General features: G+C 44.6%; 15 protein-coding genes. 2 read left to right on the top strand and 13 right to left on the bottom strand.

Translation table 11 applies throughout. The features are described from left to right. Positions 1–66: 66 nt before the first annotated feature. From FHS57_RS03505 to FHS57_RS03460, 10 genes are all read right to left on the bottom strand, one after another. The gene (locus FHS57_RS03505) at positions 67–360 is read right to left on the bottom strand and encodes a type II toxin-antitoxin system RelE/ParE family toxin (RefSeq protein WP_183971500.1); all 294 of its coding nucleotides are present in this window, start codon (positions 358–360) and stop codon (positions 67–69) included. Beyond that, on the bottom strand, positions 357–578 hold the full coding sequence (locus tag FHS57_RS03500) for a hypothetical protein (RefSeq protein WP_183971499.1): 222 nt from the start codon (positions 576–578) through the stop codon (positions 357–359). Before FHS57_RS03500 ends, FHS57_RS03505 begins: the two co-directional genes overlap by 4 nt. 286 nt (positions 579–864) lie before the next feature. Further along, positions 865–3,987, bottom strand: a complete 3,123-nt coding sequence (locus FHS57_RS03495) for an efflux RND transporter permease subunit (RefSeq protein ID WP_183971498.1) — start codon at positions 3,985–3,987, stop codon at positions 865–867. 12 nt (positions 3,988–3,999) lie between these two features. Then, positions 4,000–5,058: an efflux RND transporter periplasmic adaptor subunit gene (locus FHS57_RS03490; protein ID WP_183971497.1), complete on the bottom strand. Its 1,059-nt coding sequence runs from the start codon at positions 5,056–5,058 to the stop codon at positions 4,000–4,002. 2 nt (positions 5,059–5,060) lie between these two features. Then, on the bottom strand, positions 5,061–6,386 hold the full coding sequence (locus FHS57_RS03485) for a TolC family protein (RefSeq protein WP_183971496.1): 1,326 nt from the start codon (positions 6,384–6,386) through the stop codon (positions 5,061–5,063). A gap of 58 nt (positions 6,387–6,444) precedes the next feature. Then, positions 6,445–6,921 (bottom strand): MarR family winged helix-turn-helix transcriptional regulator, encoded by a 477-nt coding sequence (locus FHS57_RS03480; RefSeq protein ID WP_183971495.1) that lies wholly within the window; start codon positions 6,919–6,921, stop codon positions 6,445–6,447. A 253-nt stretch (positions 6,922–7,174) separates the two neighbouring features. Continuing rightward, positions 7,175–7,909, bottom strand: a complete 735-nt coding sequence (locus FHS57_RS03475; protein WP_183971494.1) for a hypothetical protein — start codon at positions 7,907–7,909, stop codon at positions 7,175–7,177. A 178-nt stretch (positions 7,910–8,087) separates the two neighbouring features. Continuing rightward, positions 8,088–8,819, bottom strand: a complete 732-nt coding sequence (locus FHS57_RS03470) for a hypothetical protein (protein WP_183971493.1) — start codon at positions 8,817–8,819, stop codon at positions 8,088–8,090. Positions 8,820–9,061: 242 nt separating this feature from the next. Then, complete coding sequence (locus tag FHS57_RS03465; protein ID WP_183971492.1) at positions 9,062–9,622, bottom strand: Uma2 family endonuclease; 561 nt, start codon at positions 9,620–9,622, stop codon at positions 9,062–9,064. Positions 9,623–9,674: 52 nt separating this feature from the next. Then, a complete protein-coding gene (locus FHS57_RS03460; protein WP_183971491.1) occupies positions 9,675–10,424 on the bottom strand; it encodes an RNA methyltransferase in 750 nt (249 codons plus the stop codon). A gap of 20 nt (positions 10,425–10,444) precedes the next feature. Here FHS57_RS03460 and tamL point away from each other — a divergent pair, with 20 nt between their 5' ends. After that, positions 10,445–13,081 carry a translocation and assembly module lipoprotein TamL gene (gene tamL / locus FHS57_RS03455; protein WP_183971490.1) on the top strand — a complete coding sequence of 879 codons (2,637 nt, stop codon included), beginning with the start codon at positions 10,445–10,447 and terminating at the stop codon, positions 13,079–13,081. A gap of 86 nt (positions 13,082–13,167) precedes the next feature. Here the strand turns inward: tamL and FHS57_RS03450 are convergent, their stop codons facing one another. Both FHS57_RS03450 and mce read right to left on the bottom strand, forming a co-directional pair. Further along, complete coding sequence (locus tag FHS57_RS03450; RefSeq protein ID WP_183971489.1) at positions 13,168–13,827, bottom strand: lysoplasmalogenase; 660 nt, start codon at positions 13,825–13,827, stop codon at positions 13,168–13,170. A 6-nt stretch (positions 13,828–13,833) separates the two neighbouring features. Then, complete coding sequence (gene mce, locus FHS57_RS03445; RefSeq protein WP_183971488.1) at positions 13,834–14,241, bottom strand: methylmalonyl-CoA epimerase; 408 nt, start codon at positions 14,239–14,241, stop codon at positions 13,834–13,836. 102 nt (positions 14,242–14,343) lie between these two features. Here mce and FHS57_RS03440 point away from each other — a divergent pair, with 102 nt between their 5' ends. After that, entirely contained in the window at positions 14,344–15,369 is a 1,026-nt protein-coding gene (locus tag FHS57_RS03440; RefSeq protein WP_183971487.1) for a LacI family DNA-binding transcriptional regulator, read from the top strand. Here the strand turns inward: FHS57_RS03440 and FHS57_RS03435 are convergent. Next, positions 15,344–16,252 (bottom strand): sterol desaturase family protein, encoded by a 909-nt coding sequence (locus FHS57_RS03435; protein ID WP_183971486.1) that lies wholly within the window; start codon positions 16,250–16,252, stop codon positions 15,344–15,346. The two genes, FHS57_RS03440 and FHS57_RS03435, sit on opposite strands and share 26 nt — an antisense overlap. Between the last annotated feature and the right edge of the window lie 55 nt (positions 16,253–16,307).

The following is a 16,307-nucleotide window of genomic DNA, read 5'->3' as shown; positions in this document are numbered from 1 at the left end:
TTCATATATACACAATGCCCAATTACCCAAATGCGGTCAGGTACTTACCCGACCGCATTTTTGTTTTTAAAATTGAAAATTATTAGGATTCGCACGCGTATCAAAAACTGCCAAAATTATAATCAACTCCTCTGTTACTTGATAGAAGAAAGCTGCATTTTTATGAATTACACAGCGGCGAACCAGCGGATTTGTTTCTGACACCTGATGCATAAAAGGCATGGATTCAATCAGCGCAAAATGTTCAGATAAACGCAACAAGAACTCCGTTTTGACACGATTTGAGAAGTTACTTTCAAGAAAAAAGGAAATAGATTCAATATCTTCTTTAGCAGTGTTTGTGATAACAAGCTCTCTCATTTAGCAAGTAATTGTTTCAGATAATCTTGAGCTGGGATATAGTTACCTTCCTTTGCGTCTGACATTCCTCTTTCTATTCTTTCTTTAAGGTAATTAGGCAAAGAATCCCAAAAATCAGGATTATCGGGTACTTTTTGAAAAGAAATTTTCATGTATTGGAGAAGCGATTCCAATACTTTTTCCTGCTCTTGATTTACTTCTACTACTAAAGTGGACATGGCTTTTTCTTAAGTTTTAACAAATATAATCATTCCCTAAATATATTTCAAGCCATCATTCGGTTTTGAGAAACCGAATACGCAGGTTTTGAGAAACCTGCTCACACCGTGCCGCAGGTTTCTCAAAACCTGCCCGAAAGAGATACACCAACTCGCCCGAAAGAGACTCACAAACCTGCCCTAATCAAAACGCTAACCTACCCAACCGAGAACCAAAAACCCACTACACAACAAACCCTCGCTAGAATTCTCTAACGAGGGCTTATCAGTTTATTTATAGAAACCGCTAGGCTACTTCTGCCAAATCGGCCTTTTTGGCTTTCTGTTTCTTGCGACCGCTGAAATGTTCTTTGATACGGTCAACCACCAAGTACGTACCTGGCACGATGAAGAGCGTCAAAACAAGTGAGCTGGTCAAACCTCCGATAATAACCCAAGCCATCCCATTCTTGGTTTCGGCACCTGCACCGCTTGCCAACGCAATCGGCAACATCCCGAACACCATCGCGAGCGTTGTCATCAAGATGGGGCGCATCCGCTCTTTTCCTGCTTCAATCAGGGCGTGTACTACGTCGTAACCTTGTTCTTTGAGGTGATTGGTGAAATCGACAATCAAAATCGCGTTTTTGGCCACCAAACCTAGCAACATAATCATCCCTACAATGGAGAATACCGTCAAACTTTCCATCGTAAGGGCCAAGGCCAACAAGGCACCGATCAACGCCACAGGAATGGAGAATAATACTACAAACGGATAAACCACGCTTTCGTACAAACCCACCATCACAAAATAAACCAGCAAAATCGCGATTCCGAGCGCTAAACCAAGGCTTCCAAAAGCATCAGATTGTTGTTGCATTTGCCCCAAATATTCTACCGAAACGCCATCTGGCAGTTTTACTTCGTTCATTTTTTTCTGAATGTCAGCTCCTACCGTACCCACAGGACGACCTACTACTTGGGCGTTGATGGTAATCGACGAAAGGCGATTGATACGTTCCAACACACTCTCACCCGATTGCTCCTGCACTTGCGCAAACTGCGATAGCTCAAACGTTTTGCCTTGGTTATTGACAAACAACAAGCGACTTACATCGTTCAACCGCGAGCGGTCAAACTGGTCGAGGCTGACCAAAATGTCGTATTCGTTGCCGTTTTGTTTGAATTTCGCACGGTCATTTCCTCGGAATGAGTTTTGCAAAGCCATCCCAACGTCCATGGCACTGATACCCAACTGCGCCATTTTTTCGCGGTCGAGTTTGACAGTTACTTCAGGTTTTGGATCTTTTACCGAAAACTTCACGTCTTGCGTTCCTGGTACTGATTTTACAATATCCAACGACTGCGCCGCTGTTTTGCGGATGGTTTCGAGGTTAGTACCTTTAATCGCAATCTGAATCGGCGCTTGCGATGCCCCTACAATACTGGCTGGGCTTACTGTCACTTTGATACCTGGGAGGGCAAGAAGTTCATGTTTAAGCATTTGGCCAAACTTCTCGGTCGAAAGTGTCCGCTGTTTTTTATCCACCAATTTAATATTCAATTCCGCAATATTGCTGTTGGACGATGCCCCAAAGTTGGTACTTGTGTAACCCACGTTGGTAAAGACGTTGGTCACTTCGGGGTGTTTCATAGTCATCTGCTCAGCCTTCTGCGACAGTTCATTGGTTTGGTAAATCGAGGCCGTCGGTGCTAATTCGAGCTGAATGTTCATCTCTCCTTGGTCACTTTGCGGCATAAACGCCGCTCCAATAAAACCTGCTGGTACCAAATACACCGAAGCAATGAACATCGCCAAAATGGTCAAATACATCCAACGCTTGTGCCCCAACACCCACTTCAAATAGTCAGCATAAACGGCCGTGAGACGGTCGATGAATCGTTCAAAACCCAAATTGAGTTTTCCCCACAAACTATCAGGATTCAATGTTTCAAGTTTACCAAAACGAGATACCAAAAGCGGTGTCAATGTAAATGAAACGACCAAACTCATCAGGGTTGAGAACACCACCACGAGCGAAAATTCGCGCAAAATATTCCCAATCAAACCACCCGTCAAGGCCAACGGCACGAATACCACCACGTCCACCAAGGTAATGGCCAAAGCCGTGAAGCCAATTTCACTCCGTCCATCGAGGGCGGCTGTTCGTTTGTCTTTGCCCATTTCGAGGTGTCGGTTGATGTTTTCCAACACCACAATCGAGTCATCGACCAGAATCCCTACCACCAACGAAAGCGCCATCAAGGTCATCAGGTTCAACGAAAAACCAGCCAAATACATCAGCAAAAACGTGGGTAAAATCGACGAAGGCAGCGCGACCAATACGAACAGCGACGAGCGGAAGCTGTGTAAGAACAACAACATCACGACTGATACAATAAGAATCGCCAAAAATAAGTCGTCCACCACCGCGTGGGCCGACGCCAAAGTATAAACCGACTGGTCGGAGGCAATGTTGAATTTCAGGTGAGATTTGGCGTATTGTTTTTCCAAAACCTCCATTTTTTTGCGTGCCAACTCACTCACTGACACCGCATTGGCATCCGACTGTTTGCTAATCTGAATCCCAATCGAAGGCTTGGCATTGATGTGGTTGATGGCCGTTGGTTTGGCTGTTGCATCCACTACTTCGGCAATGTCGCGGAGCAAAACTTCACTACCGTTAGTACGACGTGCCACCACCAAGTCACGCAAGCGCGACGTTGTTTCGAGCGTCGCATCAAAACGAATAGCATACTGCGCACTCCGCGTTTCAAGCTGCCCCGCTGGGTAGCTGGTATTGGCGTTGTTGATGGCTTGTGACACTTGTACAATCGACACTCCGTATGCTCGAAGCTTGTCGCTATCGACATTGACCTGAATCTGACGCTTGTTTCCACCTACGACGTTGACCTGACCTACGCCTGGCACGTTGGCCAACTGTGGCTTCAACTCATCATCAATCAAATCGTACAATTCGGTGGGCGACAAATCGGCGGTTACCCCCATACGTAGCACGGGAATTTCGTCGGTCGAAAACTTATTCACAATCGGGCGGTCGGCCTCGTCTGGGAGGATGTTGATAATTTGTTCAATCTTCCGTTGGGCATCTTGCTGAGCTAAGGTGGTATTTACACCATTTTTCAACTGAATCGTCACCAACGACACGCCTTGTTGAGACGTCGAAGTCATGCGATCTAAGCCTTCCAACGACGACAGCGCGTCTTCAATCCGTTTCGTCACGTTGGTTTCTACCTCATCGGCCGAAGCGCCAATATAGGTAGTTGCCACGCTAATCACGTTGGCTTCAAATTTGGGCAATAAGTTATATGACAACTGTTTATAGCCCAGCACCCCGAATAAAATCAGGACGATAAAAACAGTAGTGACCAACAAGGGTCGTTTAACGGCTATTTCGGTAATTGACATGGTTGTAATTTTTTACTTGGTAATCTGCACATTACGTCCTTCGCTGAGGTTCAATTGACCCGTCACGACCACTACATCACCTGTTTCAAGGCCACTGAGCACCTCAATGTTATCGCCCAATTCACGCCCAACTTTGATGATACGCTGGTGCGCTACGTTGTTGTTTACCACATAGACGTACGGGTTTTTCAAACTTTCGACCAACGCCAAACGTGGAATAAGCAACGCCCGCTGGTTTGATTTTTGAGAAAAATCGACGTTTACAAACGTTCCTGCTTTCAATCCCGCAGGGCTAGCAATCGTAATTTCAACGGGATAATTGTGCTCATTGCTTCCTTGCGGCGCGATGTAGCTCACCTTTCCTGTCAGTACTTTATCAGGAAAAATATCGGTCGTTACTTTCACAACTTGCCCTACCTTTAATTGATACACGTCACTTTCGTTGACCTGAACATCCACTTTCAGACGCGCCACGTCCAAAATCGTCCCGACCACCGTACCCGCACCCACAAACTCACCTGGTTCGATGTCTTTTTTCACAATACGACCGCTGATTGGTGCCTTCACCGCCGCATCGGCAATTTGTTTTTTGATTTGTTCGGCCTGATTAAGGGCATTTTCGTAGTTGAACTTCACTTCGTTGACCTGTATTTCGGTGGTTGCGTTTCCTGCCAACAAAGTGGTGTAGCGATCCACGTCTTTTTTGAGTTTGTTGATGGTCAATTGCGTCGATTCGAGCGATAATTCTTTCAATTTGTTATCCAATTGTACCAAAACTGCCCCTTGACTCACTTGCGAACCAAGGTCAAAGTTGACGTTGGTAACGCGTCCTGCGGTCATGGCCGTAATAGCCGCTTCCTTAAACGGAACCAAGTTTCCTGTTTTAATCAATTGTTGAGACACCTCTCCTTCCGCTACCTGACTGACAGTGACTGGAATAGGGGTATTATTATTGGTGGTTGGCAATGCTTTTTGGGCATCAATTTTCTTTTTATTGGCCGTCAAGCGAAAAGCAATCAGTGACGCAGCGACTACCAAAACCAGAGCGACGATAAATGAGGACTTTTTCATTTCTAGAGTTGATTATAGAAAGTTAGCAACGTTCCTTGCGACTGTTCGAGGTCGAGGCGCGCTTGGTAAAAATTAATGAGTGAGTTAATGTAATTCGATTGAGACTGACGGTACGAATTGTCGGCGTTGATGAGGTCGGTCAACGACTTGGTACCTTGTTTGTACTGCAACGTCACGACGTTATAAACCTCTTGGGCTTGCTTCACGGTACGTTCATCGTTTTGGATGCTTGTACTGGCTTTTTGAATTTGGGTTTGGGCGTTGTTAAACTGCAATCCAAACGCCGCCACGTTCATCCGCAATTGTTCTTCTTGGGTCAAAATCGTAAGGCGCTGTTGTTTGTACTGCGCATCCCGCTGGAATCCATCGAAAATGGGCACGTTCAAGCGCAATCCCACGCTTCCGAAGCCCGTAAAATTGCGAAAGCCATCGGCAAATTGGTTACCCAACGCCATCGAACCATAACTGGCCGTAAAGCTCACCGTCGGCTGGTATCCTGCCTTAATTCGCTGCAATTGAAGTTTTTGTAATTCCAAATTGGTCGCCGCTTTTTGGTACGACACCAACCCTGGCGCGTTAAATTGACTCGTTTCTACCTGCGGCGTTTGACGAAGTAGCAACGAATCCGAGACATTCACGTCTTGGTCTTGCGTGAGCCCCATTTGGTATTTGAGGCGGTTGAGAGCCAACGCCAAATTGCTCTCGCTCAACGCCAACTGTGAGCGCGTGTTGTTATAAGTAACTTCGGTATTGGTGACGTCAATGGCTTGAATCACGCCATTATCGCGCTGTAACCGCAAGACATTCAACACTTTTTCGGTACGGTCTAGGTTATCTTTCAACAACGCAATCTGCTGTTTTACAATAAATACTTGGTAGTAATTGCTCGCGATGTTGTAGATAATCTCCTCTTTCGTTTGGCGCATCGACAAGTCGGCCAATTTTTGGTTGGGCTCAGCGGCTTTCAAACCAAGCAAAGCGGCTTTGTCGTAAATGGTTTGGGTCAATTGCGCCGAAGCCACGGTTTGGTACTTCGAACCCAACGAAATCCGCTTAGGTTCGGGGCCTGCAAAGCCCGCTGGTAGGAGCGTGCTTTGGAGTTTGAGGTTATCGGTGAAGTTTCCAGTCGCCGATACTTGCGGCATATAAGTGCCCAAGGCTTGCCGAGCTTGCTCGTTGGCCGTCTCCTGTTGGTACTGAGCGATTCGCACCGAACCAAAATGCTGAAGGCCGTAGTCGAGGCAAGCTTTCAACGACCACGTTTGCTGCGCGAAGCTCGGTAGCGAAGCCGACAGCAGAAGCGTTAAAAAGACTGCGATTTTTTTCATGGTTGTACTTTACTAAGAAAAATTATAAGTTGACATATCAACTAATTGAACAAAAAATTTAAAATTCAATGGTCGAAGCTACTTTTTGTAAAAGCTTCATCAAGGTTTCTGATTCTTCTTGGGTGAGTTTACTAGTCACATCTTGGTTGATGACCGCTGCCAAATCAGCGATTTTATCCACGGCAAATTTCCCTGCGGGCGTCAAGTGAATCAGATTACGACGGCGGTCCACATCATCGCTCACGATTCGGATATAACCATCCCTTTCCAAGGTGCGAATCGAGCGCTGAATCGCCGATTTGTCCTTTTGGAGCAAATTGGCAATGTCTTGCTGAGAAAGTGGTTCATCGGCTGAATAGCGAACTAAAAACAAAATCGGGAACTGCTCAATTTGAATCGACAGCCCCGTCTGCCCCAACTCACGATTGATTTTTCTCACAAACAAATGAGACACGTGGTTGATGTTGAAGGTAAGGTACTGGCCCAAATGTTTCCAGATTTTTTCCTTGATATGTATTTCTTGTTGAGGTTCCATGCGACAAAAGTAAAACAAGTTGACATATCAACCAATTTTATTTTAAAAAAAATTATGAATGGTAAAAAAACGCTACCAACGATGAGGAATAGGATAGATTGAAGTCAAGTAGTATTTTTAGCTGTATTTTCTCCGGTGGCGCGAGCGTCTCCGCTCGTGCCTTTTATTAGCAGGCTTCTAGCCTCCTTATTTTCCCTACCAAGGCTTGAAGCCTCAGAATTGTCAGCACGTGCTCTATCTGTAATTTTCATCTTCACCAAAAACACTCTTTTTTAAATACAGGTAGCTGCTTAATGTCAATCTCATTCACTTCAGGGGTATCCTCTTTTTTGACAATATATTTTATTGTCACTTTCTTACCTTTGTACAATGCTGAATTCCAATTTCCTCGTAAAAAACGCACCTGAATAGGAGATCTACTTTCATCGACTAATAGGGTAGATATTATTCCTTTCGATTCAGACACTAAATAAGCTTCTTTAAATGGATAATTTTCTGATTCTAAAGGATGTTCCGAAACAAAATAATACAATGTATCTGAGACTGAAATATCGTAAAATTTTTGCTTTAAAATTTTATTATTTTCTTTCTTATAATATTTTAAAGTATCACCTAAAAGCAAATTAAAATCAAAAACTTTCATAACAAAAACCCCTACATCAAAATCATCATAGTTTTGTTTGTATTCCTCATTATATAAGTGAAAGGACTTAACTTTGATATCTTTAAGTTTTTTTTTTCGTAAATCACTATATGGCCCCAAACTTAGTATAAAATAATTATGATTGTCCAAGAAATAGTATTTAAAACGAATATTCTCTGAGAAAAACCTTTTATGTTCATAGATGTCGTACCCCAACCAAGTATAGCCCGTTTTACGAGTTTCAAAATAGGGGTTGAGTGTTTTAGAGGGCAAATAATAATTAACAACTTTATAACCAAACAAAGCTGCTAAAATCGTCATCAAAATAATTAACTTTCTGTTCATTGCATATTTCATTTTGAACCTTTCCTACTCTCAAATTCCCGATGGCGCGAGCATCCCCGCTCGTGCCTTTTATTAGCAGGTTTCTAGCCTCCTATTTTTCCTAACAAGGCTAGACCTCGGAATAGTCAGCACGTGCGGAGCAATCGCCAGCAGAAGCTTCATAGAATGTTTTTTATAATTATGATAAAATAGGATTCTCCAAAGGCTTAACTTCTTTTAAATCCTCATAGACTTTATCAAAAGCAGACAACATATTTTTGCCTTGTTCTTCTTCGTTAGCCCACTCTACCAACGTACCTCTGACAAGCTGATAGATTTGCTCATAGCGCGGATTGCCTGCTAATTTGGCTATGATGAGTTTGTGAAATTCAGTGCTATGTGTCATAGGAGCTATTTCTCCAAAATCTTTAAATTTCAGCGGTTCGGCATTGATTTTTTGGTCTAACCACCTTACATCTCTTGATTTTTCTAAAACGGGTATCAATAGATTTTCATATTGCCATTTGAACTCTTCAAAATATTGTTTTAAGTCCTGTTGTTCGTGGTTATTCCTTATTAAATCAGCCCCACCGTACATCATAGCATCGTCAGGATATTTTTCATATTTTTTATCAATAAGAATCGCATGTGTTGCTATTGTAGGTACATCAGAAGTCAATGGATACCCTACTATCTCATAATATTTCTCCCAATGTTTTTCAATGTTTTTATATCCTCTGACGAGAACATATTTTACACTACTGCCATGAATCACTTCGGAAATATCAAAAGTGATTTGATCAAAACCAAACGGAAAGAATTTGGTAAATACACAAGCAGGGTCTTCTGCCAAATGCTCGAAACCTTGGCTTATGAGATAGTCAGTTACAATCTCAATCAGGTATTTTTCTACATCTTCAACATGTATCATATCAAAAAAAGTTATTGTTCTATTTCTGTTCGTCGCACCCCGATGGCGCGAGCATCCCCGCTCGTGCCTTTTATTAGCAGGCTTCTAGCCTCCTTATTTTCCCTACCAAGGCTTGAAGCCTCAGAATTGTCAGCACGTGCGAGGACGCTCGCGCTATCGGGCACACGATGGGTAGTCTCCGACGCAAAAAAAACGCCGAGATAGTAACATCCCGACGCATAGTTATTCATTTTGAAAAACAGCTAATCCATTTCTCCAGAAAATAGAGCCGATGCCTTTATTTCAAACATAGGTAGCACAGGTTTTGCCGAGCAAACATCATCTTCAAGGCAAACTTTTACATCGCGGCGAGACGTGTAAACATACACGACTTCATGTTCGGGAATGATGTTCCAAATCACTTTTACACCTGCTCTGAAATATTCTGTAATTTTCTTTTCTAGCTGATTGATTTGGTCATTGTTGGAAATAATCTCAATCACAAACTCAGGAATTACATCCTCCCCCGACCTACTCTTCTGTACTTGTTCTCGGGTAAAATAGGAAATGTCTGGACGGCGCATTTGAATACCTGACAACATCACATCCTGTTCTGCGACTAAAGTTCCTACTTTTTTATATCCTTGTTCGAAAAATAGACCAAGCAGTAGGTCATAGATATAAAGCTGTTCTTTTTTCATTCCTGTAAATTGAATTATATCCCCGTCGTTCCATTCATACTTGTAACCGTCATTAGGTTCCCAATCAAGAAACTCTTCCAGCGTACGAGGTAATTGCACAGTATTTTGTGAAGTTTGTATCATGGTGGTAGTTCTTTTTTCAAAAATACAATTTTTTAGCCAAAACTCTTCCTCCCTACTTTCGCCGCCAATTATCCAGCACAATCGCGGTGGCAATGCCCACATTGAGTGATTCGGCCTCTCCGAAACGAGGAATTGTCACCTTATCTGTCACAAATTTTTCAACCTCGCTCCCAATCCCGTTCGACTCGTTGCCCATTACGATGTAGCCCGTTTTGGCAAATGTAATTTGGTGGATATTTTTTCCTTCCAAAAACGTCCCATACACGCTCACCTCGCTCGCCAAGTGCCCCTCAAAATAAGCCCCTAAATCGGTGTAAAAGCCCTGAACTCGCGTAAACGAGCCTTTGCTGGCTGCCACCACTTTGGGGTTGTACCAATCGGTGGTTGTGAGCGAGCACACCATTTTACGAATCCCGTACCAATCTGCAATCCGAATCATTGTCCCCAGGTTGCCAGGGTCGCGAATATCGTCCAGTACCAGCACGTATTCTCCTTCTTCGGCATACAAAAAATCGTTCGATTTCGTTTTAACCACGGCAAGCGCCGCATCGTTGGATTGCAGCGTTCCTGCCCGTACGAGCTCGTCAGGCGTAGCTATTTCAACCCGAAAAGGTTGTTTCTCTAAGCTTCGCGTGTTTTCTTTGTAAAATTTGTCGGTTGCCACCACCATTTCTACCTCGAAATCGGAGGCAAGTAGTTCAAGGACACTTTTAGCCCCTTCCACCAAAAAAGCGCCGTATTCTTGACGGTATTTTTTTTGCTGGAGCGAGGTGAGGTATTTTAATATGTTCTTAGAAAGCATCAGGTATATAATTGTCGATAATGCACAATAAGGCAACTCATTTTCGCCCCTTTTTGGGGTATTTGTCGCTGATTTTTCTTCTTATTTTAGGTGCTTGTTCTCCCAAAAGTACCCTCAAAAAAGATGAATTTTTGCTTGGAAACCAAAGTTTCCGAGGAAATAGTGCCGTCAAAACCGAAGATTTGGCCGCCCTCCTTCCCCAGCGCCCCAACAAGCGCTTCTTGGCCATACCTGGGGCAACGGTTTCGCTGTGGGTATATCAATACTTCGACAAACGCTACGACCGCACTCCCGCCCGCCAAAAACTTGACTCCCTGACCAGTTATTATGAACTCCAGTTTGAGCGCTATGCCAACGACAGCCGAAAGCTTGCCAAACTGCGTCGCAAATACACGCGTTTGGGAACAAAATACCAAAAACGCATCGAGTCGGGCAATTGGTGGATGCAAACCGTGGGCGAGCCTCCCGTCTATTTTTCGGACAAAGATGCGCAAAGCAACGCCCAGAAAATCAAAAATTATTTGATTAACCAAGGCTACCGCGATGCCCACGTCTCTTTTGCCACCGATACCCTTTTGCGCCACGTCCGAACCACCTATAGCATCAAAGAAGGGCTTCCGCACCGCCTCCGAAACGTCGATATTTTTACCCACAAAGATGCCGCCATTGACTCCTTGTTGCAAAAAAACAAGGAAGTGTCTTTTTTGAAATCTAACAAAAACTACCGCAATAGCGACGTCATCAACGAAAGCGGACGCATTGAACGCCTCATGCGTGAAAATGGCTACTATGGTTTTGATAAAAACTACCTTCGCCCCGTTCAAAATGCCCTTGGGAAACGTTACGGCGGTTTTTTGGTAGATACCAGCGCGCACGACCCCGCCACCGACTCCTTGTTTCACATCGTGGACATTAAAGGTTTGCAGGTCAATTACCCCCGCAATCAGACCACGCATACCCAATATCGGTTTAGCAGCGTTGGTTTTCGGGTGGAGCCACTTCCCAATGACCCCAACAGCACACCGCGAGCTACCACTTCTTTTCGCGGAATTACGTATTCCTTTTTGCCCAAACAAAACTACGCCCCGCGCGTTTTGGATAGCAAAATTTTGCTCCGCCCAGGGGCACTTTACAAACAAAGCGATTGGGAAGAAACCTACCGTCAGTTGAGCGTGCTTGACCAGTTTCAATTTATTAACATCGAATCGGATACTACCAACGGCCAAATTCGGACGCTTATTCGGGTATTGCCCCAAGACAAGTACCAAGTAACGGGCGAAAGTGGCGTAAACGTGGTACAAAACCTTCCTGGCCCTTTTTTGAATGGCACTTTTCGGGTTCGTAATATTTTTGGACGGCTCGAAAACTTCGAGGTATCACTGCGCGGAGCATTAGATGCCAATTTTGGGTTGAATAATACCTCTCAACTCGTTCGTACGCTAGAACTAGGTGCCAATACCGCCCTTATTTTTCCCCGTATTTTATTTCCTGGAAAACTCGCGTCGCGCCTCAACCGCAAGACCCCACGAAGCATCCTAAGCCTTGGCTATAACTACACCAACCGCGATTTCTTGGGTGCCGACCCCGATTTTGTACGAAGTGGTCTTCAGGCGAGTTTGCGCTACAACTGGAAAAAAAGCGAGTACGAATACCTCAACTTCACGCCCATTGATTTGAGTATTTTGGAAAGTAAACAAAGCCAAAAGTTTTCCTATTTGTTGGATTCACTTTACACCTATGGAGGCAATCCCCTGAAATTCAGCTTTCAATCGGCGGTTATTTCGAGCATGAGTTTTTCGTATGTGTTTAATAACAACATCATTGGTCAAAACCGAAAAGCGCACTATTTGCGCTGGTTTGTAGAAGCTGGGGGAACCTCGCTCAACCTGCTCCGACAACAAAGACTCCCGCTCATTCTCACAGGTTTTGAACTCTATAAATTTCTAAAATTCAACGGAGAATACCGAACTTACCACCCCATTGGCCCCAAAAGTACGCTGGTCTATCGGGCCAATGCTGGTTTGATTTTTAATTACAACAACCGACGCGTTGCTCCCTACGAAAAGTCGCTCACGGGCGGTGGTAGCAACAGCCTCAGGGCATGGCCTCCTCGGCGGCTTGGGCTTGGCTCGGCCTACCCCAACGTCGATTTACAAACGGGAAGTCCGATTTTCCGCAACGGCACGACCACCACTTTGCAGCCTGGCGTCACCGAATACAGCAGCTTTGAGTATCGTTTTGAGCAACTAGGAGACGTTTTGATGGAAACTAACCTCGAACTTCGGGGGCATTTGTTTCGGTTTGTGGGCGATGTTAATTACGCTTTGTTTATCGACGCTGGCAATGCTTGGCGCTTACGCCTCGACAAAAACGCCACGCCCAACCAAAATACCCTCAAAGGCGCTTTCGACGTTAGTCGTTTTTACAAAGAGATTGCAGTGGGCACAGGCGTAGGGCTGCGATACGACCTTTCTTATTTCATTTTCCGCCTCGACATGGGGATCAAAGTCTATGACCCGAGCCGCATTTTTGAAACCAAAGACGCCGACGGAAAGCCAATCACCATCGACGAACGTTATGTGCTTCCACGGTTTTCGTTCCGTCGCTCTAGTGCCAATTTACCCGTCTTTAATATTGGTATTGGTTATCCTTTTTAGCCTTTTGTTGAGATAGCGCGAGCGTCCTCGCTCGTACTGACTATTCACTCGTCGGGTTGTGAGCACCCCTCCCCACAATTTGCCCCTTACTTCTTCACTCCCCAAATAATCAGCCACTGAGCTGCGGCGTAGGTCGTCATTACCAAGAGCGATGAAGCATCAAAAGGTTGCATAAATTTATTGAGGGCAATGGTAGAATCGGACAAAATAAACAGCACGGCACCCGCCAAAACCCATACATAGCTCGCTTGACGAACCGAATATTTGCGCAAGGCCGCCGCCACTCCCATACTGCACAAACACACCGAATAAGCCACTACAGGAATCCAAAGCCCCTTGGTCGCGGCATTATTCATCATCGAAGGGTATAAAATCGCCAAAAAACTCAGCCCGTACAGCGCAAAGGGAGCGACAAGTTGCCAAGTTTTTCCTGCTAGTTCCTGCTTTCCTTTGGCCGTTTTTTGCTTTGTAAATGCTGTTATGTAAAACAATTGCATCACCAAAAAAGACCCAAGCCCTGCCATGAACATCTGAGTTCCGCTAAACATCAAAAACACATCACCGCCAAGACCAAACCACATCCCAATCCACAGCAACGGATGCGTTTTTAGGTAGTCGAGGTGCCAATAAATGAGCGATAACATAATGAGTGGCTTCAATACATATACGCCTTCCCGAAAACCCACATAGCCGCAGATGATTTCTGCGACTACGATGGCCATGTAGATAAATAGTTTTATGTTCATCTTCAATCAGTCTTTTTTCTCTTGACAAAGCTCAATCAACACGCCATTGGTGCCTTTGGGGTGAAGAAAACACACCAGTTTGTTGTCTGCACCGTTTTTGGGCGTTTCGTTCAGTAGCACAAACCCCTCATTTTTAAGCCGTTCCATTTCAGACAAAATATCGTCCACTTCAAACGCAATGTGGTGAATCCCCTCTCCTTTTTTCTCAACAAATTTCGCAATCGGACTGTCGGGATTCGTCGCTTCGAGTAATTCGATTTTGGTCTGGTTGATTTTAAAAAAGGAAGTAGTCACGCCTTCCGAAGCCACTTCTTCGTGTTTATAAGGAGCAACATTGAATAATTTGGTAAACAATTCGTCCGAAGCCGCTAGGCTTTTTACGGCAATACCGAGGTGTTCTACGTTCGTTAGCATAGTGAGTTGATGATGAAGATGTAAAGGTACATTTCTTCCAAATATAACGCTCATTTCAGCACTATTCTGTACTTTCGAGCGAGCAAATTCACCCCCACTCGCATGGCCACCGACCGCCCCGTTACCATCAAAGACATTGCACGGAAGTTTAAGTGCTCTCCATCTACTGTTTCGAGGGCATTGAACAATCATCCGTTGATCAATGAAGATACCCGCCGAAACTTGCAAGAATATGCCCAAAAAGTGGGTTATCAGCGCAATTCGGTGTCGTTGAGCTTGCTCAATAAACGAACAGGCACGTTGGGCGTCATCGTGCCTTCGCTCAATCACCAACACGAAACGACCATCATCGAAGGGCTTCAGAGTGTGCTTCAGCCACAAGGGTATTTGATGAATATTTGTGTTACCAATGAAAGTTATGCGTTGGAAAAAGAATACGTAGAAAAACTATTGGCCAACCGCGTAGAAGGAATTTTCCTGTCGATTTCGCAAGAGACCTACGATTCGGGCCATTACGAACACCTCGAAAGCATTATTCAGCGCAAAGTACCCTTGATTTTTATTGACCGCGAATACGAAGGGTTTGAAGCAGGCCGCGTCACCATCGACGATTATTTAGGGGCTTTTGCCGCCACCGAACACCTCATCAAAATGGGATGCCAACGCATTGCGCACCTCAAAGGCCCACAGGGTTTGGCCATTACCGAACAGCGTTTTCTGGGTTATACCGAATGCTTGAAAAAATACAATCTGCCCGTTGTAGAGGAATTGATTGCGAGTACCAATTTTAAAATCGAAAGTGCCATCATTCCGACCCAACGGCTGCTGGATTTACCACAACCTCCCGACGGCATTTTTGGGGTCAACGACCAAGTAGCGATTGGGGCGATGCACGTCATCAAAGAGCGCGGTTTGCACATTCCGAATCAAGTGGCCGTCGTTGGTTTTGATGACTCCCCCATTTCGGCCTATATCTTTCCTTCCCTTACTACGGTGCGCCGTCCTGGCAAACAAATTGGGGCCGAAGCTGCCCGTATTTTTTTGAACGAAGCCGTACAAAAAAGTTCGGCAGAAAGCCTGATGCTTCCTGCCGCCTTGGTAATTAGAGAGTCGTCACTGAAGAGCTAGATTTTTGTTTTTCCTCCAACTCCCTCAACTGATTGCTCGTTAGGGTGCTCCCATCGTGCGACCAGCCAGGGGGATTGAGAAGGTATTTTAATTTTGTTGTAATCCCCACATTCCGCCCCAAATCCTTGGCAATGGCTTTCCATTCGTGAAAAATGGTATTACCTAAACTTGTATCTTCCAACGACTTAGTAAGTCCATATCGCACAGGCTCTTGGTCAAGCTCTTCTTGGAAAGTACCAAACAATCGATCCCAAATAATCAGGCACATTCCCATGTTTTTGTCCAAATAGGCTACATTGGAAGCGTGATGAACGCGGTGGTGGGAAGGCGTCACAAATACATACCCAAGCCAGCCCAATTTTCCTAAGTAATTGGTATGTACCAAAATTCCGTAGGTCTGGGTAATCGAATACATCAGGACAATATCCGCAGGCTTAAAGCCAAAAAGTACCAATGGAATAAAATAAACAAAACGATACAAGGGCTGAAATACCGACGAACGGAAGCCTGTCGTTAAGTTGAAATGCTCGGACGAATGATGCGTGACGTGTACTGCCCAAAACAATCGGCAATAGTGATCGACGACGTGTAAAATGTAAAACACAAAATCTTCGGCCAAAAACAACAAAAACCAATACAAATAAACGTTATCTATGACCGTCACATGGTATTGATAAAACCATACCAAAACAACAACATAGACTGCCCGAAAGGCCAAATCAATGCCTCCGTTGAGGAGCATCAAAACGAAGTTGGTAAGGGTGTCACGCCAGGTGTAAAAATCACGGTGCTGACGGTGGCTCAATAAAGCCTCCAGCCCAATCAAAAGCGCATACAAAGGCGTTGTGAGCTGAATAATGGTTTGTTCTAATTCGTTACTCATTAGAAAAATACTATTTTTGTGCCGCAATTTACGCAAAATCAAACGAGAATTAATG

Source organism: Runella defluvii, assembly GCF_014195535.1.
Taxonomy (GTDB): domain Bacteria; phylum Bacteroidota; class Bacteroidia; order Cytophagales; family Spirosomataceae; genus Runella; species Runella defluvii.
The sequence above is the reverse complement of the archived record's forward strand: the minus strand, read 5'-3'. Positions and strand labels throughout refer to the sequence as shown.